The organism is Nocardia implantans (genome assembly GCF_035544775.1).
GTDB classification, from domain to species: domain Bacteria; phylum Actinomycetota; class Actinomycetes; order Mycobacteriales; family Mycobacteriaceae; genus Nocardia; species Nocardia implantans.
This window is the reverse complement of the sequence record NZ_JAYKYQ010000013.1, coordinates 82,473-104,820: the sequence shown is the minus strand read 5'-3', so window position 1 is coordinate 104,820 and position 22,348 is coordinate 82,473. Positions and strand designations below refer to the sequence as shown.

Annotated in this window: 13 protein-coding genes and 1 pseudogene; 9 read left to right on the top strand and 5 right to left on the bottom strand. The window is 70.7% G+C overall.

The features are described 5' to 3' along the window. The first annotated feature begins 23 nt into the window (after positions 1-23). The 8 genes and pseudogenes from U3653_RS27365 (at position 24) to U3653_RS27330 (ending at position 9,887) form a co-directional block, all read left to right on the top strand. Positions 24-794: a deoxyribonuclease IV gene (locus U3653_RS27365; RefSeq protein WP_067804414.1), complete on the top strand. Its 771-nt coding sequence runs from the start codon at positions 24-26 to the stop codon at positions 792-794. Between the two features lie 276 nt (positions 795-1,070). Next, positions 1,071-2,000 carry a TauD/TfdA dioxygenase family protein gene (locus tag U3653_RS27360; RefSeq protein WP_323124382.1) on the top strand — a complete coding sequence of 310 codons (930 nt, stop codon included), beginning with the start codon at positions 1,071-1,073 and terminating at the stop codon, positions 1,998-2,000. A 319-nt stretch (positions 2,001-2,319) separates the two neighbouring features. After that, entirely contained in the window at positions 2,320-3,540 is a 1,221-nt protein-coding gene (locus U3653_RS27355) for a CaiB/BaiF CoA transferase family protein (protein WP_195082062.1), read from the top strand. Between the two features lie 160 nt (positions 3,541-3,700). After that, positions 3,701-4,621: a hydroxymethylglutaryl-CoA lyase-like TIM-barrel protein gene (locus U3653_RS27350; RefSeq protein WP_195082061.1), complete on the top strand. Its 921-nt coding sequence runs from the start codon at positions 3,701-3,703 to the stop codon at positions 4,619-4,621. Positions 4,622-4,676: 55 nt separating this feature from the next. Continuing rightward, on the top strand, positions 4,677-5,453 hold the full coding sequence (locus U3653_RS27345) for an ABC transporter ATP-binding protein (protein ID WP_195082060.1): 777 nt from the start codon (positions 4,677-4,679) through the stop codon (positions 5,451-5,453). A gap of 34 nt (positions 5,454-5,487) precedes the next feature. Further along, complete coding sequence (locus U3653_RS27340; RefSeq protein WP_195082059.1) at positions 5,488-8,016, top strand: ABC transporter permease; 2,529 nt, start codon at positions 5,488-5,490, stop codon at positions 8,014-8,016. Between the two features lie 305 nt (positions 8,017-8,321). Then, positions 8,322-8,639, top strand: a pseudogene (locus U3653_RS27335) (haloalkane dehalogenase); the annotation flags it as partial. A 417-nt stretch (positions 8,640-9,056) separates the two neighbouring features. Next, positions 9,057-9,887: a phosphatase PAP2 family protein gene (locus tag U3653_RS27330; protein WP_195082058.1), complete on the top strand. Its 831-nt coding sequence runs from the start codon at positions 9,057-9,059 to the stop codon at positions 9,885-9,887. 528 nt (positions 9,888-10,415) lie between these two features. On the opposite strand, the gene U3653_RS27325 is transcribed toward U3653_RS27330, so the two are convergent. The 5 genes from U3653_RS27325 to U3653_RS27305 all read right to left on the bottom strand — a co-directional run bounded on the left by U3653_RS27325 (position 10,416) and on the right by U3653_RS27305 (position 19,466). Next, a complete protein-coding gene (locus tag U3653_RS27325) occupies positions 10,416-11,177 on the bottom strand; it encodes a dienelactone hydrolase family protein (RefSeq protein ID WP_195082057.1) in 762 nt (253 codons plus the stop codon). A gap of 271 nt (positions 11,178-11,448) precedes the next feature. Continuing rightward, positions 11,449-12,606 carry a VWA domain-containing protein gene (locus U3653_RS27320; RefSeq protein ID WP_195082056.1) on the bottom strand — a complete coding sequence of 386 codons (1,158 nt, stop codon included), beginning with the start codon at positions 12,604-12,606 and terminating at the stop codon, positions 11,449-11,451. Positions 12,607-13,033: 427 nt separating this feature from the next. Beyond that, the gene (locus U3653_RS27315) at positions 13,034-15,520 is read right to left on the bottom strand and encodes a DUF5682 family protein (RefSeq protein WP_323124398.1); all 2,487 of its coding nucleotides are present in this window, start codon (positions 15,518-15,520) and stop codon (positions 13,034-13,036) included. Beyond that, a complete protein-coding gene (locus tag U3653_RS27310) occupies positions 15,499-16,599 on the bottom strand; it encodes an ATP-binding protein (protein WP_195082054.1) in 1,101 nt (366 codons plus the stop codon). The genes U3653_RS27315 and U3653_RS27310 overlap by 22 nt, the downstream gene beginning before the upstream one ends. Beyond that, on the bottom strand, positions 16,596-19,466 hold the full coding sequence (locus U3653_RS27305) for an SWIM zinc finger family protein (protein WP_195082053.1): 2,871 nt from the start codon (positions 19,464-19,466) through the stop codon (positions 16,596-16,598). Before U3653_RS27305 ends, U3653_RS27310 begins: the two co-directional genes overlap by 4 nt. Before the next feature lie 437 nt (positions 19,467-19,903). On the opposite strand from U3653_RS27305, the gene U3653_RS27300 reads away from it, so the two are divergent. Continuing rightward, positions 19,904-22,348 carry an AAA family ATPase gene (locus tag U3653_RS27300; RefSeq protein ID WP_323124383.1) on the top strand — a complete coding sequence of 815 codons (2,445 nt, stop codon included), beginning with the start codon at positions 19,904-19,906 and terminating at the stop codon, positions 22,346-22,348.

Genomic DNA, 22,348 nt, shown 5'->3' with positions numbered 1-22,348 from the left:
TAGCAGCCAGTACTGTGACCCGCATGCGCATTGGAGCACACGTCCGGCTCGACAGCGACCCGATTGGCTTCGGGGAGAAACTCGGCGCCGACGTCATCCAGATGTTCGTGGTCGATCCGCAGAGCTGGGACAAACCCACCCCGCACCCGCGGACCGAGGAGATCCTCGCCAGCCCGATCGAGGTCGTGGTGCACTCCTCCTATCAGATCAACGTCGCGAGCCTGAACAACCGGCTGCGCATGCCATCGCGCAACGCGGTCGCCCAGCAGGCGAAGGCGGCCGCCGACCTCGGCGCGTTCGGTCTGGTGGTGCACGGCGGGCATGTGCGTTCCGACGCCGAACTCGAGACCGGGATCGACAATTGGCGCAAGCTGTTCGAGCGTCAGCAGGACAAGGGCGGTTTCGCGGTGCCGATCCTGATCGAGAACACCGCGGGCGGCAACCACGCCATGGCCAGGCATTTCGATTCCATCGCCCGGCTGTGGGACGCGGTCGGCGATTACGGCGCCGGATTCTGCCTCGACACCTGCCACGCCTGGGCGGGTGGCGAGGAGCTGATCGGCGTCGTCGACCGGATCAGGGCGATCACCGGCCGGATCGATCTGGTCCACTTGAACTCCTCCCGCGACGAATTCGACTCCGGCGCCGACCGGCACGCCAACTTCGCCGACGGCACCATCGATCCGCAACTACTCGCCGAGGTGTGCCGCACGGCGGACGCGCCGGTGGTCCTGGAGACCCCGGCCGACGGCCTCGCCGAGGACCTGGCTTACCTCCGCGAGCACTGTGGTTGATTTGCTGTGCTGGTTTGGCCAGCGCCTACGGCGCTGGGTGTTCGCGGCCCCGGGAAGTCTCGCGTCCGAGCGACCGAGACTCGCGACTACGTCGCATGCGCTCGGTGCGTGAGCCCGACCGCAAGTCGGTGCCCGGATCGGCTCGCGCTCGGTGGGCCGAAGTGGCGGTTCCTGCGCGCCGTTTGCGATCAGCGCGACGAAAACCCTGGTCAGCGGGGTTGTTCGAGTGGTCTGCTCTCCGGAGCAGTAACCGATCTCGACAGCGAAGGTGATCTCATGACGGTCGCACCCGCCATCTCATCCACGGCCTCGGTGACCAGGCTCGGCGCTCGTATCGGCGCGCGGATCGACAACGTCCGGCTCGGCGGCGATCTGGATCCGGCCACCGTCGACGTGATCCACCGCGCGCTGCTGGAGCACAAGGTCATCTTCTTCCGCGGGCAGGACCACCTCACCGAGGACGGGCAGTACGAGTTCGCGCAGTTGCTCGGCGCGCCGACCACCCCGCACCCGACGGTCACCTCGCACGGCGTGAAGAGCTTGGCGATCGATTCCGAGCACGGCCGCGCCAACAGCTGGCACACCGACGTCTCCTTCGTCGACCGTATCCCGAAGGCGTCCATCCTGCGGGCGGTGCACCTGCCCTCCTACGGCGGCGCCACCACCTGGGCATCCACCGTCGCGGCCTACGAATCGCTGCCGGAGCCGCTCCAGCGGCTCGCCGACTCCTTGCGCGCGGTGCACACCAACGTCTACGACTACGCCCGCGTCGAGGAGACCCCGCGCCCCAACACAGCCGCGTACCGCGCCGAGTTCGAGTCCACCTACTACGAGACCGAGCACCCGGTGGTGCGCGTGCACCCCGAGACCGGGGAGCGGGCGCTGCTGCTCGGCCACTTCGTCAAGCACTTCGTCGGGCTGTCCAGCACGGAGTCGCACGCGCTGTTCCGGCTGTTCCAGGACCGGGTGACCCGCCTGGAGAACACCGCCCGCTGGAACTGGGAGCCGGGCGACGTCGCCATCTGGGACAACCGCGCCACCCAGCACTACGCCATCGACGACTACGACGACCAGCCGCGCAAGCTGACCCGCATCACCCTGGCCGGCGACGTGCCCGTCGGCGTCGACGGCTCGTCCAGCACCATCATCGCGGGCAACGCCGAGCACTACTCGATCATCGAGGACACCCAGCTGCTCGCGTCCTGAAACGAGGACCCCGCATGGTTGTGAGGGGCCATGCGGTATCCCCGTGTCACCGTGCGCGCGCTCTCCCACGGGACGCGAGGGTGGGACATACGCAGCTCTGCCGGGTGCTGCCCCAACATCCTCGGGACGACCCAGCCCAACCCGGCCCCGCCGGGTGCGAGTCTTACGAGCGCCGTTCGCGGCCCGTCTCGCGGCCGGGTGACCGAAGCGCATGCGACGTAGTCGCGAGTCTCGGTCGCTCGGGCGCGAGACTTCTCGGGGCCGCGAACACCCAGCGCCGCAGGCGCTGGCAAAACCAGCACAGCCCATACTGGTTGCCATGAGTATTCGGCCGCTGGACGGGGTGCGCGTCCTGGAACTCGGCAATTACATCGCCGCGCCGACCGCCGGGCGCATTCTCGGCGACTTCGGCGCCGAGGTGATCAAGGTGGAACGCCCGAAGGCGGGCGACGAGCTGCGCAACTGGCGGCTCTACGGCGGTGACACCTCGATGCTCTACCGGACGATCAACCGGAACAAGAAGTCGATCACCCTGGATCTGCGCACCGAGGCGGGGCGCGGGATCGTGCTCGACCTGATCCGGCGCTGCGATGTGCTGCTGGAGAATTTCCGGCCCGGCATGCTGGAGAAATGGGGCCTGGGCCCGGAGGTGCTGAACGAAGCGAATCCGGATCTGGTGATCACCAGGATCTCCGCCTACGGCCAGACCGGGCCCATGTCGGAGCGTCCGGGGTTCGCCGCGGTGGCCGAGGCGGTCGGCGGCCTGCGGGAACTGGTGGGCGATCCGGATCGTCCGCCTGTGCGCACCGGCGTCTCGATCGGTGACTCCATCGCGGGCATCTACGCCGCGTTCGGCACCGTGATGGCGCTGTTCCAGCGCGAGCGCCGCACCGAGGAGGATGGGCCGGTGCCGCTGCGCGAGCGCGTCATCGACGTGGCGCTGAACGAGGCGATCCTGTCGGTGATGGAGTCGCTGGTGCCGGACTATCTGGCCTACGGCATCCAGCGCGAACGCGTCGGGGGCCGGATGGAGGGCATCGCGCCGAGCAACGCCTACCCGTGCGCCGACGGGACCAGCATCATCATCGGCGGCAACGGTGACGCCATCTTCCAGCGCTACATGGCGGTCATCGAACGGCCCGACCTGGCCGCGGATCCGGATCTGCAGGACAACGCGGGCCGCTGGCGCAATCGCGAGCGGCTGGACGCGGCGATCGGGGAGTGGACGGTCAGGCACACCCGCGCCGAGGCGCTGAAACTGCTGGACGCCGCCGCGATTCCGTGCGGTCCGATCTACACCGCGGCCGACATCGTGGCCGACGAGCAGTACCGGGCACGCAATATGATCCAGTCGTTCACCGTGGACGTCGGCGCGCAGGAGCCGAAGGAGGTCGGTTTTCCCGGCATCGTCCCGGTGATCGGCGAGCGATCCCTGCCCATCCGCAGCATCGGGCCCGACCTGGGTGAGCACACCCGGGAGGTGCTGTCCGGTCTGCTCGGCATGAGCGAGGCCGAGATCGACGCGTTGGAGGCGCGATGAGCACGCGGCCGCACGACCGGAGGCGTCCGAAGGGCCGCGATGCGGGAGAGCCGCGCTCGCCGGGCGCCAGCAGGCCCGTGGTCCAGCCGAATCCGACCGGGGCGGGCGAGAAGCCGTGGGGCGGCGTGATGTGCGGCCACCACCGGGCGCGGGAGCAGCGATGACCGCGCCGGTGTTGCGCGATGTCACGTTGCGCGACGGCCTGCAGCTGACCGGAAAATTGCTCCCCGTGCAGCGCAAGGTGGATATCGTGCGGCGCTTGCTCGCGCTGGGGGTGCCCGCGCTGGAGATCGGCTCGATGGCCCGCCCGGACCTGGTCGCGCCGATGGCGAACACGATGGAGCTGGTCGCCGCGTTGACGCCGGAGGAATTGCGCCGTTGCTGGGTGTGGGTGGCGACGCCGCGCCACGTGGAGAAGGCCGCCGCGGCGGGAGTGCGGAATTTCCAGTACTGCTTCTCGGTCTCCGACGCGCACAACCGGGCGAACATCGGACGCGACACCGAGGCCAGCGTCGCCGCCATGCCGGATGCGGTGCGCTTGGCGCAGGAGGTGGGCGGCTCGATCCAGCTCTGCTTGGCGACGGCGTTCACCTGCCCGTTCGACGGCCCGGTCGATCCGGAGCGGGTTTTGGCCATCGCCCAGGACCCACGCACCGAGGGCGCGGACGACATCGTCCTGGCCGACACGCTCGGACAGGCTCACCCCGGCGAGGTGTCCGCGCTGGTGGCGGCGGTGCGGGACCGGACGCCGCCGCGGCGGATCGTCTTCCACGGCCACGACACCTGGGGCATGGGCGTGGCCAACACCCTCGCCGCCGTCGCGGCGGGCGCGGACATGGTCGACGGCGCGCTGGGCGGCCTCGGCGGCTGCCCCTTCGCGCCCGGCGCCAGCGGCAACACCGCCTCCGAGGACATCCTCTTCGCCACCAGACCGGACTGGTTCACCCCCGCCACCTTGGCCGCGCTGGTCGGCCTCTCGGAAGAACTGCTGGCCGAACTCGGCGAACCCAACCGCTCCCGCGCCTCGGAAGGCGCCCGCTCCGAAGCGTCCGCCTTCGAGTGGGTCGTAGGTAGGGCTTGAAACACAGGGTGTTCCCTGATGGCGTGTGACGGCTCGGCCGGTAAGACTGGACGGCATGACTTCGCAAGCTTTGGGTGCCGACACCGCCGAACTGGCGGCCTCGACCGATGTCGCGGCCCACGCTATCGAACTGACCAAGGTCTACGGATCGGGTGATACCCAGGTCAGGGCATTGGACGGGGTGTCGGCCGAGTTCGCGAAGGGCGAGTTCACCGCGATCATGGGTCCGTCCGGATCGGGCAAGTCGACGCTCATGCACTGTCTGGCCGGGCTCGACAGCGCCAGCTCGGGCACCGTCCGCATCGGTGACACCGACCTCACCACGCTGTCGGACAAGCAGATGACGCGCCTGCGCCGGGACCGGATCGGGTTCGTCTTCCAAGCGTTCAACCTGGTGCCGACGCTGACGGCGCTGGAGAACATCACGTTGCCGCTGGACATCGCGGGCCGCGCACCCGATCGCGAATGGCTGGAGACGGTGGTGCGGCGGCTGGGGTTGGTCGGCAGGCTCACCCACCGTCCCAGCGAGCTGTCCGGCGGACAGCAGCAGCGGGTGGCCTGCGCCCGCGCGCTCGTGGGTAAGCCGGACATCATCTTCGGCGACGAACCGACCGGCAATCTGGACTCGCGCTCCTCGTCGGAGGTGCTGTCGATCCTGCGCGCCGCGGTGGACGAGTTCGGGCAGACGGTCGTCATCGTCACCCACGAACCGCACGCGGCCGGGTTCGCCGACCGGGTGGTCTTCCTCGCCGATGGTCGCATCGTCGACGAGATGCGCGATCCGACCGCCGACACCGTGCTCGACCGGATGAAAGCGTTGGAGCAGGCGTGACCGGCGGTTCGCGGAAGATTCGGGGGCGGGCGTGATGGCCGGAAGTCCGATGCGCAAAGTCGCGCTGCGCAATCTCGCCGCCCACAAGGTGCGGCTGGCGCTGACCCTCTTGTCGGTGGTGCTCGGCACCGCGTTCATCGCGGGTTCGTTCGTGTTCACCGACACCTTGCAGAGCACTTTCGACGGGATCTTCGCCAACGAGGCGAAGGGCGTCGACGTCCGGGTGAGCCCGAAAGAACGCCAGGCGCAAGGCGTTCCGAACAACGTGGTGGACGAGCTGGTGAAGTATCCCGGCGTCCGCACGGTCGCGCCCAGCGTGAACGGGCCGGTGGTGCTGCTCGATCCCACCGGCAAGAAATCCGTGCAGACCGGCGGCGCGCCGACGTTCGGCAGGTCGTACCTGCCGCCGGAACAGGCCGTCGCGGAGCCGGAGAAGTTCCTACAGGGCGTGCCGCCCGCCCGGCCCGGTGAGATCGCGATCAACACCGGCGGGGCCGAGCGGGCCGGGCTGAAGATCGGCGACCGCACCAAGATCCTCATCCCGTCCCAGCCAGAGCCGATCGACGTGACGCTCACCGGCGTCTACGAAATACCGTCCGACACGGGCGGTCTCATCGGGGTGCTGTTCGACGACACGCAGGCGCGCAAGCTGTTCACCGACGGCCTGCACGTCGCCTACGTGGATTTGGCGGCCACCGGCATCCCCGGCGACGAGTTGCGCGACAACCTGGCCGAGGCGCTGCCCGGCTACAAGGTGCAGAACGGCGATCAGGTGCGGGCCGACTTGAAGAAGGAAGTCTCCAACGCGCTCAACTTCATCAACTACTTCCTGCTCGCCTTCGGCGCGATCGCGCTGATCGTCGGCACGTTCATCATCTACAACACCTTCTCGATGATCGTCGCGCAGCGCTTGCGGGAGCTGGCGCTGCTGCGCGCGGTCGGCGCGAGCAGGCGGCAGGTCGGCACGTCGGTGGTGGCGGAGGCGTTCGTCATCGGCTTGATCGGCAGTGTGATCGGTCTGGCGGGCGGGGTCGCGCTGGCATTCGGATTGTCGGCGGTGCTCAACGCCTTCGACCTCGGGTTGCCGACCGGATCGATGGCGGTGCGGCCGCGCACCATCGTGGTCGGTCTGCTGGTCGGCCTCGCGGTGACGATGGTGAGCGCCTACGCGCCCGCGCGGCGTGCCTCGCGCATTCCGCCCGTGCAGGCGATGCGCGAGGAGTTCGCCTCCACCGGTGACTCGCTGCGCCTGCGCACGATCCTCGGTGCGGTGCTCGCGGTGATCGGTGCGGCGCTCGTCGTGCTGGGCGCGCAGCGCACCGGCGGCACGGCGGCCGCCACGGTCGGAGTGGGTGCGCTCGGGCTGATCTTCGCCGTGCTGCTCGCCGCGCCCGCGTTGTCGCGGCCGCTGGTCGGCGGGCTCGGGGTGCTGGTGCGCCCGTTCGGGCCGATCGGCCGGATGGCGCGCAACAACGCGGCCCGCAATCCGCGCCGCACCGCCGCGACGGCGTTCGCCCTCACGCTGGGCCTCATGCTGGTCTCGGCGATCGGCATGCTGGGCGCTTCGGCGAAGGAGAGCGTCGGCGTGCTGGTCGACAAGGGCGTGCGGGCCGATTACGTGCTGGCCGGACCGCAACTGCTCGGTGTGCCGTTCGGCGCTGCCGACGCCGCGCGCACCAAGGTGCCGGGTGTGGCGCAGGTGGTGGGAATGCGGGGCGCGCCGTTCAAGCTCGGCGACGATCAGGTGTTCGTCACGTCGCCGGACGGTCCGCTGGGGGGCGTGCTGAACTACGAGATCGTGCGCGGTAGCGACACTCTCGGCGCCAGGGACGTGCTCGTGTCCGAGGACGAAGCGAACGACCGTGGCTGGAAAGTCGGTGAGCAGGTGACCCCCACCAGCGTCGACGGCAAGAAGGTTCCGCTCACCGTCACCGGGGTGTACAAGAAGAACCCGTTGCTGGGCCCGATGGTCGTGTCGCAGACGGTCTATGACGAGGTGGTCCCGCTCAATTTCCGGACCAACTTCCTGGTGCTGATCAAGGCGCAACCGGGCGCGAACATGAGCGCGATGCGCGCCGACCTGGAGAAGGCCACCGAGCAATTCGTCGTGGTGCAGGTGCAGGACCGCGAGGAGTTCAAGGGCGCCCAGGGCAAGCAGATCAACACCCTGCTGGCCATCCTGTACGGCTTGCTCGCCTTGGCGGTGGTGATCGCGATCCTCGGCATCGTCAACACCTTGGCGCTGTCGGTGGTGGAGCGGCGTCGCGAAATCGGCATGCTGCGCGCGGTCGGTATGCAACGCGCCCAGGTACGCCGCACGATCTATTTGGAGTCGATGCTGATCGCGGTGTTCGGCGCGATCGTCGGCATGGTGCTCGGGCTCGGCCTCGGCGTCGGATTCCTGCGCACGCTGCGCGATCTGGGGCTCGACCAGATCGCCATCCCGTGGAGCCAGCTGGTCCTGGTGCTGATCAGCTCGGCCGTCGTCGGAGTGCTGGCCGCGCTGTGGCCCGCGGTGCGGGCGGCGCGCACGCCACCGTTGGCCGCCATCGCCGATCTGTGACGGTCCGTGCGGCGCGCGATGCTCGTGCGCCGCACGGAAGCGAGCCCTCGCGTGATCCGTGGGGCCGTGACCCGCCGAGTCGAACAAGCGCTGACCCGGAGGAAACGCCAAGGCGTGACAGGCGGGTCTCGTGGCACGAGGCCGGACACCGGGGAGTGCGCCGATCACGGCGGCCCGTCACGAGTCCAGCCCAGAAGCGGCCAGTTCACTGGCGGCGGCGGCGAGTCGCGGTGCCTCACAGGTAGTCTGGCGGCGGAGGGAGGGGCCGCGTCCTGCTCGCGGAACTGGGAAGCAAGCTCAGCACGGCCGAGGCCGACCACTACCGCGCCGTACAGCCCACCGCGGAAGCCCGTCGCGGACTCGCCGTGCTGCCCAGAGAGATTCGCGCCGCGCGCCCGCTGCTGGACCAGCTGGCCAGGGACGTGCCCGCCCTGCTCGGCGACAAGCCGGCCCTGCTGGTGTGGGGGATGCGGGACATGGCGTTCCGTCCGAACGCCTATATCCCGCGAATGCGTGCCACCTTCGCCGATCTCGACATGGTCGAGCTGCCACGCGCGCGGCACTTCATTCAAGAACACGCACCGGACGCGATCACGGCGGCGATCGCCAAGCGTTTTCCGTAAGCACCGTCGACGGAGTTCAAACCGAGCAGGCCGATCACCCGATGCCGAGCCCGGTCGGTTAGCCCGATAGGGGCGAACAGTGGCGCGGCATCGCCACCGGCTACGACCGGCTCGCGATCTTCCGTGGGGATCTCGTCATGGCACCGCATTGTCGAATGGCTCCGGCCGGCAGGAGACGTGGGCGCACCGTGACGGGCGGCCGGGTGCTGCGTTCCGCATGTGCGGCAGTGTCGTCGGTAGGCCGCGAAGATCACGAGAACGCGTGTGCTGCAAGCGAACTCGGATCCGTGCGCGGTGCTGTATGCCCCATCACATCTTGCTGAAGTTGTCCGTTCGGTGGTGCTAGTTTAAACGGAGGTTACCACTCCACTTAACTCTCGGTAAACGGCCTGATTCAACGGGGAAGGAGGCCGAGTGATGGTCGCTGTGGACTTCGGGGGTGCGGGCGCCGGGCTCGGGGTCGCGCCGGGCGGAGTCGCCGAACGGGTGCGAGCGGCCGTGCGCGGGCGCGGCGGCGAGGCCGCCGGGCAGCTCCTCCTCATCACGGTGCTCTACCTCGGCTATCGCGCGGGGCGGCTGATCACCGCCGACGACACCGGGCGCGCCCTGGTCAACGCGCACCGCCTGCTCGGACTCGAGGACCGGCTCGGCCTGACGGACGAGCAGTCGGTGCAGGCGTTGTTCGTCAACCGCGAATTCCTCGCCGTTCCGGCCAATTTCTATTACGCCGGCGCGCATTTCACCGTGGCCGTCGGAGTCCTGCTGTGGTTGTGGACGTTCCGGCCGGAGCACTATCGCTGGACCAGAAATCTCATGGTGGCGCTGACCGGGACGGCGCTCGTGGTGCACATCCTGGTTCCGCTCGCACCGCCCCGCATGCTGCCCGACCAGGGGTTCGTCGATCTCGCCGCGCGATACGGTCAATCCGTCTACGGCGACGCCGATTCCGGCGGTCTGTCCAATCAGTTCGCGGCCATGCCTTCGCTGCACGTCGGCTGGGCGCTGCTGCTCGGCGTGGCGGTGGTCGCCGCCACCCGCACGCCGTGGCGCTGGCTCGCGCTGGCCCATCCGGCGCTGACCACGCTGGTGGTGGTGGGCACCGCCAACCACTACTGGCTGGACACCGTCGTCGCCGTCATGTTGCTGGCGGTGTCGGCCGTACTACATCCCCTCGTGGTGCCCGCGGCGGCGACGGCATGGGGCGTGATGGGTCCCCTTCCACCGAACCCCGTGCCGACCAGCCCCTGACGGCCCGCCACACGCCCGGCGGCGCTGACCGGAAAAGCGCTGCGCCGCGCGTACCATCGCAGAGCCGTCCTAGTTCGCCCGTCCGGACAAGGAGTTGCCATGGAACTGATGACCATCGCGGATTTGCTGTCTTCGCTGGCGATTCAAGTGTTCGCCCTGTTGGGCGGGTTCCCCGGGGGTTATCCCGGCTGACCCGCTCCGGCCGTGGGCTTTCGCGCCGCGCTTCAGCGCGGCGAGTGTTCCCGCATGAGCGTGGACATGTCCCGGCCGGTGAGTGCCGATTCCGATGAACGCAGCGGGCCGCGGTGGGCTGGAACGAGTATGTCCAGATCACCGCGGCCCCGGCGTTCTGACAGGGGAACACGGAAGGCGCGGCCGCAGCACTGCGGCCCGGTGATCCGCAGATCACGTAGCGGACAGGGGGCGCACCCACTGGTCGACCCCACCCACGCCGAGACGTACTTGTCCCCGCGGCGGTGCGGGCGCAGCGCCGGGCGCGACGGACGCTGGAGACCAGGCCGGAGCGAACTACCGGCGCAGATTGCGGTCGAACAGGGCCAGCAGTTCGCGGTAGTGCCGTTCAGCTGCCTCGGGATCGTAAGCGGAAGTATCGGCTTGGGTGTAGCCGTGTTGCGCCCCCTCGTAGACCTCGGTCCGGTGCCGGACGCCTGCGGCCTCGAGCGCCTTGTCGAACTGAGCGATGTGCTCCGCGGTCATGTGGTGGTCCTCGCCCGCGTGGGCGAAGTACAACTCGCCGGTGATGTTTCCGACGGTCAGGTGCGGACTGTCCGGCGTGTCGGTGACGAGCGGTCCGCCGTGGAATCCGGCCACCGCGGCGACCCGCTCGGGGAACATCGCGGCGGCCAGCACCGCCAGCCGCGCACCCATGCAGTAGCCGGTGAGGCCGATCTTCTTTCCGGCGACCAGCGGCGAGTCCGCCAGCCACGCGAGGCAGGCGGCGACATCGGAACGCAAGAGTTCCGGTGTCAGCTCCCGAATCATCGGGAAGACCTGTTGAAAGATCTCCGGCCGCTCCGCTGGATCGATGAAATCCGGCAGCTCGACCACGGGCGCACGCCCGTGCCGGTAGTAAGCGTTCGGCAACAGCACGGTGTAGCCGTGGTCGGCGATACGATCGGCCAACGACCGCAGGCTGGGCCGCAGCCCGAAACCGTCCTGGATCACCAGCACACCCGGATGAGCGGCGCCGTCGTCGGGGTAGGCGACATACGCGTCTGCGACACCATCGGCCGTCTGAATGTCGATCGTCCTACCCTGCACCGCAGTCATCGTTTGAATTCTCCTGTCGCCTGGATCGTTTCGAACGTACCTCGAGCAGCATCGGCCGATTCGACTCGCTACCGGTTGCCGGAGCACCGACCGTGGAGCCCTTTCTGCCCGCCACGCACCGGTAGCGGAGCGGTTCGGCGCGTCACTGTGGAGGCGACGAAGTCCACGTCGTCGGCGTAGCAGGCGATGATGGCATCGAGGTCGCGTGCGTTCCATGCTGCCAGCCAGGCGTCGGCGTGGGCTCGGGCTTCTATCGGCCGCGCTGCCTGCGCTAGTGCTGAGTGGCGTTGGCGTGGGCCCAAGTTTGGACGTCGCCGCGGTCGAGAGCCAGTGCGAGCAGTTCCGGGAACTTGTCGGGGGTGCAGGCGAAGGCCGGGATGCCGAGTGCGGCGAGGGCCGCGGCGTTGTCGTGATCGAAGGCGGGCGCGCCGTCGTCGGAGAGGGCCAGCAGCACGACGACCTGGACGCCGGACTCCTGCAGCGAGCGGACGCGGCGCAGCATCTCGTCGCGGATGCCGCCCTCGTAGAGATCGGAGATCAGGACGAACAGCGTGTCGGCCGGGCGGGTGACCAGGGACTGGCAGTAGGCGATGGCCCGGTTGATGTCGGTGCCGCCGCCGAGTTGCGTGCCGAACAGCACCTCCACCGGGTCGTCGAGTTTGTCGGTGAGGTCGACGATCTCGGTGTCGAAGACCACCAGCGAGGTGCGCAGCGACCGCATCGACGCGAGCACCGCGCCGAACACCGACGCGTACACGACGCTGGCGGCCATCGAACCGGACTGGTCGATGGCAAGCACCACGTCCCGCCGCACCGCCTGGGTCTTGCGGCCGTAGCCGACCAGGCGTTCGGGCACCACGGTGCGATGCTCGGGCAGATAGGTGGCGAGGTTCTTGCGAATCGTGCGGTCCCAGTCGATGTCGCGCAGTTTCGGCCGGGTGACGCGGGCGGCGCGGTTCAGCGCGCCCGAGACCGCGGCGACGGTCTGCGCCGCGATGCGCTGCTCGATCTCCCGCACCACCTTCTCCACCACCATGCGCGCGGTGGCCTTGGTGGTCTCCGGCATCACCCGGTTCAAGCTCAACAGGGTGCCGACCAAGTGCACGTCCGGCTCCACCGCCTCGAGCAGTTCCGGCTCGAGCAGCAATTGGGTGAGATCGAGCCGCTCCACGGCATCGCGCTGCATGACCTCGACGACGGAGGCGGGGAAGTAGCTGCGAATATCACCGAGCCAGCGGGCCACGCGCGGCGCCGAACCCTGCAAACCGCCGGTGCGCTTGCCGGGCGAGGTCTCCTCATCGGTGTTGTACAGCGCCGACAGCGCCCGGTCCATGGCCGCGTCCGTGCCGGAGCCCAGCCCGCCCAGTCCTTCCTCCGCCGCCGCGCCGAGCACCAATCGCCAACGCCGGGACTGCGCTTCGTCGGTCATGCCGCGCCCTTCCGGGTATGAGCGGCGACCTCGCTGCGGTCTCGCCGGACTGCCTGTTCCCTCAATGTGTATCCGATCTTTGCACGGGCGGGGCCCTGCGTGGTCACGCTCCGCTGCCGCCTGGCCTGACTGCTCATGCCGCGTCCTTTCCGGCATGCGCGGAGGTCCCATATAGACGCTGAGCTGCCGCCTCCGGTCCTGATCCGCTCACACTGTCCCCGCCTTGCGGTGTGGGCGAAGGCGGCGTAGTAGTGCTGCGCGGTCGTCCGCGGGTCCGCTCGCTCGTTCTGGGTGCGCTTCCGGGGATGGGCGGGCCTTGCGCGGTGGTGCTGCGCTGTCGCCTGCGGGCCTGGGCGGCTCGTGCTCTGTGTGCTTTCGGTATGGACGGCGTGGTGCTGCCGTGAGACCGACCTCCATGCTTGGCCGCTCATACCGTGACCCCCAGAATCTCCGCTGCCGTCCGCACCGCGATTGTGGCGCGATCGGCGTCGATGCCCGCGACGGCCGCCGTGGGGGAGACCGATCCGCCGTCGCGGACCGCCTGCCCGATGGCGCGGCGCTCACCCGATTCGAACGCGCCGAAGGTGCGGCGTAGCAGCGGCAGCGTCTCGACGAACGTGTCGTCGCCGAGGCCGCGCAGCCAGTCGTCGATGAGCCGCAACAGCTCCCGATCGTGCACCAGCAGCAGGCCGCGACCGCCGAGGAAACCGTCGATCCACGCCGCCTTGGCCGCGGCGGTGGCGCCCACCGACAGCGCGGCGGACAGCCTGCGCGCGGATTCGGCGTCATCGATACGGCCCGCGTCGGCGAGCAAGCGGACCGCGCGCCCCACCAGAGCGCCGTGCACGTCGTCGCGGTCGGCGATCCGGCGCAGCGCGGCGAGCCAGGCGCCGGTGGCCCAGCCGTCGTCCCTGGTGTGGATGGCGGTGTGCGCCGCGTCCAGCAGACCGCGCAGCTCGGTGGCGGCGTCGGTGTCCAATCCGGTGACCGCCGCGGGCAGGCCCGCGCAGATGCGCACCAGCAACCCATCGGCCACGTGGGCGAGCGCTTTGGTGTCGGTGCCGCGTACGTCGCCGTAGCGCAGCGTGCGGATCAGGCCGGGCAGCGCGGCCAGCAGGTGGGTGACGTCGTGGTCGAGCGCCGCGGTGGATTCCAGCCGGGCGATCAATCCGTCGGTGGCGCCGCCCAGATCGGCCAGCAGCGCGACTTCCAACGCGGTGGTCAATTCGCCGACCGAGCGGTCGGCGCGGCTCGCGGTGTCGAGGATCTTCGCCTCCGCCGCGGTGCGGATGGTGGTGCCCCAGCGCGAGGCCTCGATGATCGAGATCGCGTACTCGGGATGCCACTGCAGCGTCCAGGTTTCCCGGAAGGTGCCGGTGCTGCGCACGTCGCTGATGGTGAGCGTGCCCCACTCGATGTCGAGCACCCGCAGCCGGTGCAGCAGGCGCGACCGCGCGACCTCGCGTTCCTTGCGCAGATCCAGGTCGACGGTGCGGATCGAGGGCTCCTGCTTCATCCGCAGCGACCGGATGGTGGCGCGCAGGTCCGCGTCCAGCGGCACGGTCGGCGTCTGCTCCGGAACGGCGCCCAGCGCCTCGCCGACGACGAGTTCGCCGATCACCAACCGCAGCATCGTCTCGTCGCCGCCGCACAGCACCGACCGGGTGGCCTCGGTCACCTCCGACAGACCGGCCAGCGGGCGACCGCGCAGCGCGGCGAGCGTGTCGGCGAGCCGGACGGCCTCGATGACATGCGCGCTGGAGACGGGCAGATCGTGGGCGCGCAGCACACCGGCGACCTTGGTCAGCCAGCGGGCGATCGGCTGGGCGGTGGCGGTGAACAGGTGGTGGTACCAGCCCGGCGAGGTGACGCCGGCGCCGTAGCCGGAGGTCGTGGACAGCCGCGAGTGCGTCCACGGCACCCAGGTGAGCTTGGCTTTGGTCTTCGGCAGGCCTTTGAGCAACCGGGCGTCGGGCGCGGCGGGACCGAGCGCGCCGGTGAGCGCGGGCGCGTGCCACGCCCCGCACACCACCGCCAGCCGCAGCGCCCCATCTTTGAGCGCCTTGCGCATGGTCTGGCGCATGTAGGCCTCGCGCCGCAGGGTGTGGGCGTCGACGACGAGGGGCTCCGGTGGTTCTGGCCCGAGGGCCGGTTCGGCGACCGCCTCCGCGACCGAATCCAACTCCGGTGCAGTGGCATTCGTGGCTGGATCGTCTTGCGACCGGCGGTCTCCCGCAGTGTCGGGGTTCGCGGAATCGCCTTGCGCTGGCCGGTCTCCGGTGGGTTCGGCCGCTGGTGAATCACCGATGGTTTCGGCGTCGGTGGACTCGCTCTTCGACGGGTTGCCGTGCGCACAGGCGGTGCGCGGTGTCGCATCGCCGTGCCGCGCGTCGCGGTCGGCGGATTCCCGCAGCGCGCCCATCGCCTCGGTGATCGCGTCGAACGCGGCCGCGTCCGGCACCGATTCCACGACGGCGTCCCACCAGCGTTCGGCGTCGTCGTAGCCGCCGGCCGCGGCCAGCGTGGCGAGCGGATCGAACCGGTCACCGGGCTCGTCCTCCGTCGCCAGCGTGACGCTCGCGGGCAGATCGCAGAACCGCACGGGCACCTCGTTGTCGGCGGCGTAGCGCAGCGCCTGCCATTCGGGGGAGAACACCGCGTACGGCCAGAACGCGGCCTTGGCGGGGGCGTCGGGAACATACGCCAGCAGCGCGACCGGCGGGGCCATCCCTTCCGCGGCGACGAGGCCGACCAGCGGATCGGCGTCGGCGGGCCCCTCGATCAGGATCATGTCGGGCCGGAACTGCGCCAGGGCCAGCCGCAGCGAGCGCGCCGAGCCGGGACCATGGTGGCGGATGCCGAAAACCCTGGTCACGGGGTCTGCTTCGGAGGTCACCCGGTGACCTCGCGGCAGGCGCGGTAGAAGTCCGCCCAGTCCGGTCGCTCGCGGACGACGGCCTCCAGATACTCCGTCCACACCACGGCGTCGGCTACCGGATCCTTGATCACCGAACCGAGCACCGCGCCCGCGATGTCGGAGGCGCGCAGCACACCGTCGCCGAAGTGCGCCGAGAGCGCGATGCCGTTGGTGATCACCGAGATCGCCTCGGCCGTGGACAGCGTCCCGGACGGCGACTTCAGCTTGGTCCGTCCGTCGGCCGTGCTGCCGGAGCGCAGCTCACGGAAGACCCGCACCACTCGCCGCACCTCTTCGGCCGCCGCGGGCACGGCGGGCAATTCCAGCGCCGAACCGAGTTGCTCGACCCGCCTGCTGACGATGGCGACCTCCTCGTCCTCGCTCGCGGGCAGCGGCAGCACCACCGTGTTGAACCGGCGGCGCAACGCGGAGGACAACTCGTTCACCCCGCGGTCGCGATCGTTGGCGGTGGCGATGACGTTGAAGCCCTTGGCCGCCTGCACCTCCGTGCCGAGTTCCGGCAGGGGCAGGGTCTTCTCGGACAGGATGGTGATCAGCGCGTCCTGCACGTCCGAGGGGATGCGGGTGAGCTCTTCGATCCTGGCGATGGAGCCCGTCCGCATGGCCGTGAGCACCGGCGACGGCACCAGCGCCGCGTCGCTTGGCCCTTCCGCGAGCAACCGCGCGTAGTTCCAGCCGTAGCGGATCGCCTCCTCGGCCGTGCCGGAGGTGCCCTGCACCAGCAATGTCGACGCGCCGCTGATGGCGGCGGAGAGATGTTCCGACACCCACGTTTTGGCGGTGCCGGGCACCCCGAGCAGCAACAGCGCCCGGTCGGTGGCCAGCGTCGCGACCGCCACCTCCATGAGCCTGCGCGGGCCGACGTACTTCGGGGTGATCACGGTGCCGTCGGCCAGGGTGCCGCCGAGCAGGTAGGTGACCACCGCCCAGGGCGACAGCCGCCACGACGGCGGGCGGGGCCGGTCGTCGGCGGCGGCGAGGGCGCGCAGCTCGTCGGCATACGCCTGTTCGGCGTGGGGGCGCAGCAGGCCGGGCGTCGGGTCGGTGGTGGTCACTGCAACTCCTCGAGCATCATCGAGCGGTGGTTGAGGTCATGGGCGAGCTGGTCGAAGGTCCGCTCCCAGGCGGGATCGTCGCATTTGCGGGCCACCGCGGACAGCGTGCTCGCTGCGGCGACCGGGAGGTGCACCGAGGCCGCGGCGAGCAGCGACCGGTGCGCGCTCGGTGCCGCGCCGTGCGTCTCGGGACGCCGCGCCGCCGCCCGCGCCCGCTCGAACAGCAGCAGCACCACGTGCTGGGCCAGCGCTTCCGGCCACGGATGGCCCATCGCGGGCAGCAGCGCCTCGATCTCCGACAGCCACGACCCGTCCAGCCGCACCAGGTGCGCGGTCCGGTCCGGCAGCGGAAGCAGCGCGAACAGCTCCCGCCTGCGCAGCATCGCCAGGTCGGTGGGCACGCCCGCTTCGAACAGCGCGCGCGCCCACGCCGAGTCGCGTTGCGCCAGTGCGGCGTCCACCCAGCCGTCGAAGATCGGCTGCCGGAACCGGTCCTCGATCGTGGCGCGCACCGCCTGCCGCGGCGTGCCGAGCACGTCGGCCCAGTGCGCGAGCGGGGTGGCGGCGACCACCTGCCGGAGCCGGGCCGCGGCCACGTCGGGCGCGCCGTTCCAGCGGTAGGCGAATTCGATGGTGCGGTCGGTGATCCCGTCACGCTGCGCGGCGGCGTCGGGCCGGTCCGGCAGCGTGAGCACCACGTTCGTGTGCAGCATCCGGTGCTCGGCGCGGATCCAGGCGCTCGCCCGCGCCCGCATCCGCTGCGAGAACGCCGAGTCCGGCAGCAGCGCGAGCAGTCCGGCTGCGGTGCGGCGCACATCCGCGCGCCGGTCGTCCAGCGCCGTTTCCAGCAGGGGCTCGTCGTCCGGGCCGAGTGCGTCGGCGAGCACGGCCAGCAGTTCGGCCTTCAGCGGCCCGGATTCCTTCGGCCACGCCGCGGTGAGTTGTTCTCGTGCCGCGCCAGGGTCGGCGCGCCGAAGGCCGGCGAGCCAGTCGCGCCGCTCGGGTGGCCGACCGAAAAGCCAAGTGTCCGAGGACGTTTCGTCATCGGTGGACGGCAGCCGCACCAGGTCGCGCCAGGCCGGATGCCGGGCCGCCAGCCAGCTGCCGCGAGAGCCGGCGAGGCGCAGCAGCGGCTCGCGCAAGGTGGCATTGATCTTCGCGTGCTCGAGCAGTTGCTCGCACAGCGCGTCCGGCGCTCGATAGTCGTGCGGCCGCGCCGCCTCGAACCATTCGGGCAGGAACGCCGAGCGTTCCCGCAGCATGCGCGCCAGGCGTACGGCGGCGGGGCGCGGCAGCGCCGGACGGGGATCGTCCGCCGCGGGCTCCGGCGCCGCCGCGATGGCGGGCGCTACGCCGCCGCGAGTGTAGAGGTCTTGCAGCGCGGCGGTTTCGAGCAATCGCGACGCGGGATCATGCGGCAACCGCTCGGCCGCTCGCGCGATCGGGGGCGCCAGCGCCGCGAGGTCCGGTGCACGGCGGGCGGTGCCGAGCAACGCGACGGAGGTGAGACCCGCGCTCCCGGTCGGCGCAGGCTGCGGGTGGGTCGCGTCGGGGACGAATGTCTCGGTGGGTGCCAGATCGATCACCTCACCCGCGGTGAACACCGAGATCGGCTCCAAACCGTCGGCGCTCCACTCGCCGGCCACCGTCACCGGATGACCGCCGGAGACGGCCAGCAGCGTCCACGGTTGCTCACCCGGCCGGATCGGCAGCGCGGTCCCGTCGGATTCGGTGACGTACCAGCCCTGTTCGGTGCGGGTGGGCACCACGTCGGCCAAGAGCATCGGCCACGAGCGCAGCCACGGATCGGCCCCGAGCGCGGACGCGTGCGCGGCCAGCGCGGCGGCGATGGTGGCCGGGCGGTCGCGGTCGGCGGGCAGCGTGGTGAATGGTTCGGCGGCGCTGTGCCGTTCGCCCCACAGCGCGCGCAGCGGCGCGGCGCCGGGATAGAAATGGAGCTGGGCGTCGGCCAGTTGCCCCAGGGCGGGAACGTCGGCGGGGAAGCCGGGGGAGCCGAAGGAATGGTCGACCACCACCGCCCAGCGCCTGCTTTCGCGCCCGTACAACCAGGTGCGCCGGGTGTAGAGGCGCTCGTCCTCGGTGATCCGCGCGCCGAACACCATCCATCGGTCGCGGACCGGTACTTCGGCACGCACCGCCTCTGCCGGATTGGGATAACCGACGTGGGTGCGGATACTGGCGCGCAGCGCGGGCGGCGCCGCGTCGAGCTGCCGGTGCGCGGCGATCAGCAGGTGCATGCGCGCGTACTCGCGCAGCATCACCTCCGGCCAGTCGTTTCTGGTGGCCACGACGGCCGGGAGCCTGCGCAGCGCGGCGGCGAGGCCGGGGGCCTGCGCGTCGACCATCCTGGCGGCCACGGCCTCGAAGGCGCGATAGGAGCGATCGGCCTGCGCGAGGCCGGTGCGCACCTGATCACCGAGCCAGACGTCGAGTTCCTCCAACCCCGCCGTCACCCGCACCCGGCGCTGTTCGGCTGTGGCCGGATTCGGGGTGCGTGGCCGGTCGGCGGACGCGGCGGCCCGTGCGGTACGGCCGCCGATCCACGCGGCCGCGTAGTCGGCGGTCTCCGGCGCGACGGCGACCTCGCCCGCGGACCAGCGCAGCAACAACGACAGCGCGTGCTTACAGGGAAACTTCCGGCTCGGGCAGGAGCAGCGGTACGCCGGGCCGGACAGGTCGACGATCGTCTGATAGGGCGTGGCGCCGCTGCCCTGGCACCGGCCCCACAGCGCGGTGCCGTGCTGCCCGCTCTCGCGCCAGCGGCCCACCAGCTTGCGCGCCGCCGACAGCGAATTTGCGTCCGGCGCCAGCGCCGTGACCTGGGCTTCGGTCCACGGCGTCGTCATCGGCCCGCTCCGGCTCGCTGCTGCCTCATCGCCTTCCTTCATTGCTCGGTTGACCGGATTTCTACCCCAGCGCACCGACAAGTGCCGCCACCGGTGCGGCCTCGCGCGCGGAACCGCTTGTCCCGGTTCCGCATTCGCCGTTCGCGTAAATCTTGCGCCGATCGGGCCGCTCTGGCATTCTGTCCTGTTCGGCTCGACCGAGCCACCCGGACCGGGTGTAGACACCATCGAGGCTGCCCGCCGGGGTTGGCGCGAGGGGTGGACATCGAGACGCGGCGCAGGCGTTTCGATGACCATATCCATCCCCGCGGGCAGATTCGCTCGGGCACGATGCGCGATCCGGACGCTATCGGGTAGCGTTTCGCACAGCTTCGACAAGGCGCCGCGCACGGGGTCGGAGGACGTGCTGCGGCTCGATGGTGGAGGGGATTTTTCGCATGCGCCTGGATCCCGACGCTGTCCAGGCCGCCGGTTCCGCGGACGCGCCGCCGCGGCTCTCGGAGGTGGTGGCCAGGCGCCTGGCCGAGGATCCAGCGGTCACGCCGTCGGTCATGCGGACTGTGTTGCGCGCCCTCGGCGCCGCCGAATCAGCCGACGCCGCAACGGCATTCGATCACTCCGGGATCTTCCTCAGCGCCATCCGGGTGTGCGGCTTCCGCGGCATCGGCCCCGAGACCACGTTGCAGCTGCCGCCCGGGCCCGGCCTCACCCTCGTGGTCGGCCGCAACGGCAGCGGCAAATCCAGTTTCGCCGAGGCGGCGGAATTGGCCATGACCGGAGGCAACCGCCGGTGGGACGGTCGATCGGCGGCGTGGCGGGAAGGCTGGCGCAACCTGCACGACGGCACGGCCGCCCGCATCGAGCTGGAGTTGCTCACCGCGGGCGCCACGCCGCGCCTCACCATCGCCAAGGAGTGGGCGGCCGACGCGGACCTGCCGGACGCGCAGTGGACCCAGCGGTATCCGCCCGAGCCGCCGACGGAATTCGACACCGATCGCTGGGCCGCCCAGCTCGAGCTCTACCGCCCCTTCCTGTCCTACAGCGAACTCGGCGCGCTGGTGGACGGGAAGCCGAGCGATCTGTTCGACGCGCTGCACCAGCTGCTCGGCCTCGACGAACTCACCCTGGCGCAGGAACGGATCCGGATGCGCCGCCTCGAGCTGGAACGCGCCGTGCGGGATTCGCGTCAGGAACGCCTGGAACTGCTCGAACTGCTTGCGTCCGTGGCCGACGACCGGGCGGTGCGGGTCGCCGGGCTGCTGCGGCCCGCGCAGCCGGATCTGGCCGCGGTCGGCCGGGAAGTGCTCGGCGCGGTGGACGACCCGGCCGGACCGGACGGTCTGCGCGCGATCGTGCGGCTCGCGCTGCCCGAGGACGCCGAAGTGGAGGCCGTGGCCACCCGCCTGGAGGAATGGGGCGCTGCGCTCGCCGCGGGAACCACCGCCGACGCCGAAGCCGATCTGCGCCTGCTCGACCTGCTGCGCAAGGCGCGGGAACATCAGGCGGCGAGCGGGCCGTGCCCATGCCCCGTGTGCGGCCGCGGCGCACTCGACGCGGCGTGGGCCCGCGAGACCGATGCGGCGATCGAGCGGCTGAGCGCCAGGGTGGACGCGCTCACCACCGCCAGGGTCGAACTCGGCAACGCCGTGCGGGCCGCGCGGGCGCTTCCCGACCTCGTTCCCGCCGAGCTGGATTTCGACCCGCGCAACCCGCCGTCGGTCGACACCACGGCGGTGCGCGAGGCATGGGCCGAGTGGGCCGCGCTGACCACCGCCGAGTACACCGAGGACCTGCCCGCCCGGCTGCGCGCGGCGCACGCGCGCCTGGTGGACGAACTCGACCTGCTGCAACAGGGCACGCGCAAGGAACTCGACCGCCTCGACGAGGTGTGGACGCCGCTGGTGCCGCGGATCGTGGCCTGGCTGGAGGGCGCGCGCGAGGTGGCCGCGCACGCGCCGGAGCTGCGCACCGTGAAGAAGGCCGAGGACTGGCTGAAGTCGGCCACCGCGGGCCTGCGCGGCGAGCGCATGACGCCGCTGGAGACGACGGCCAGGTGGGTGTGGCGCACGCTGCGGCAGCAGAGCAACGTCGAACTGGGCGCGATCCGTCTGCAGGGCAACGCGGGCACCGCGCGCCGCGTGCTGCTCGACGTGACCGTCGACGAGGTGGACGGCGCCGCGCTCGGCGTGATGAGCCAGGGTGAGCTGCACGCGCTGGGCCTCTCGCTGTTCCTGCCGCGCGCCACGGTGGAGCAGAGCCCGTTCCGCTTCGTCATGATCGACGACCCGGTGCAGGCGATGGACCCGGCCAAGGTGGACGGCCTGGCCCAAGTGCTCGCCACGGTCGCCTGGACCAGGCAGGTGGTGGTGTTCACCCACGACGAGCGCCTCGCCGAGGCGGTGCGCCGGATGCAGCTCGACGCGACCGTGCTGGAAGTGCAGCGCCGCGACCGCTCGGTGGTCGAGGTGCGGGTGTCCAGCGACCCGATCCGCCGCTACCTCGACGACGCCCGCGCTCTGGTGCGCACCCCGCAGTTGCCCGCGGCGATCGCCGACGAACTGGTGGCCACGTGCTGCCGTTCCGCGGTGGAAGCGGCCAGTCTGGCCAGGGCGCGGCGCAGCTTGCTCGCCGCGGGCATGGACCACCAAGAGGTGGAACGCCACATCGATGCCGCGCATTCGACCCGGGCGAAGGTGGCGCTCGCGGTCTTAGGGGTCGGCAGTAGGGTCGACGACTTGAACAAGAACCTCATCGCGCGCGAGGGCCGGTGGGTGGTGGACGCGCTGCGCGACGCCACGGCGGGCGCGCACGTGCCGATCGGGCGCGATATGCGCGAGCTGATCGGTGAGACCGAGAAGTTCGTCGCGTGGCTGGCCCGGTGA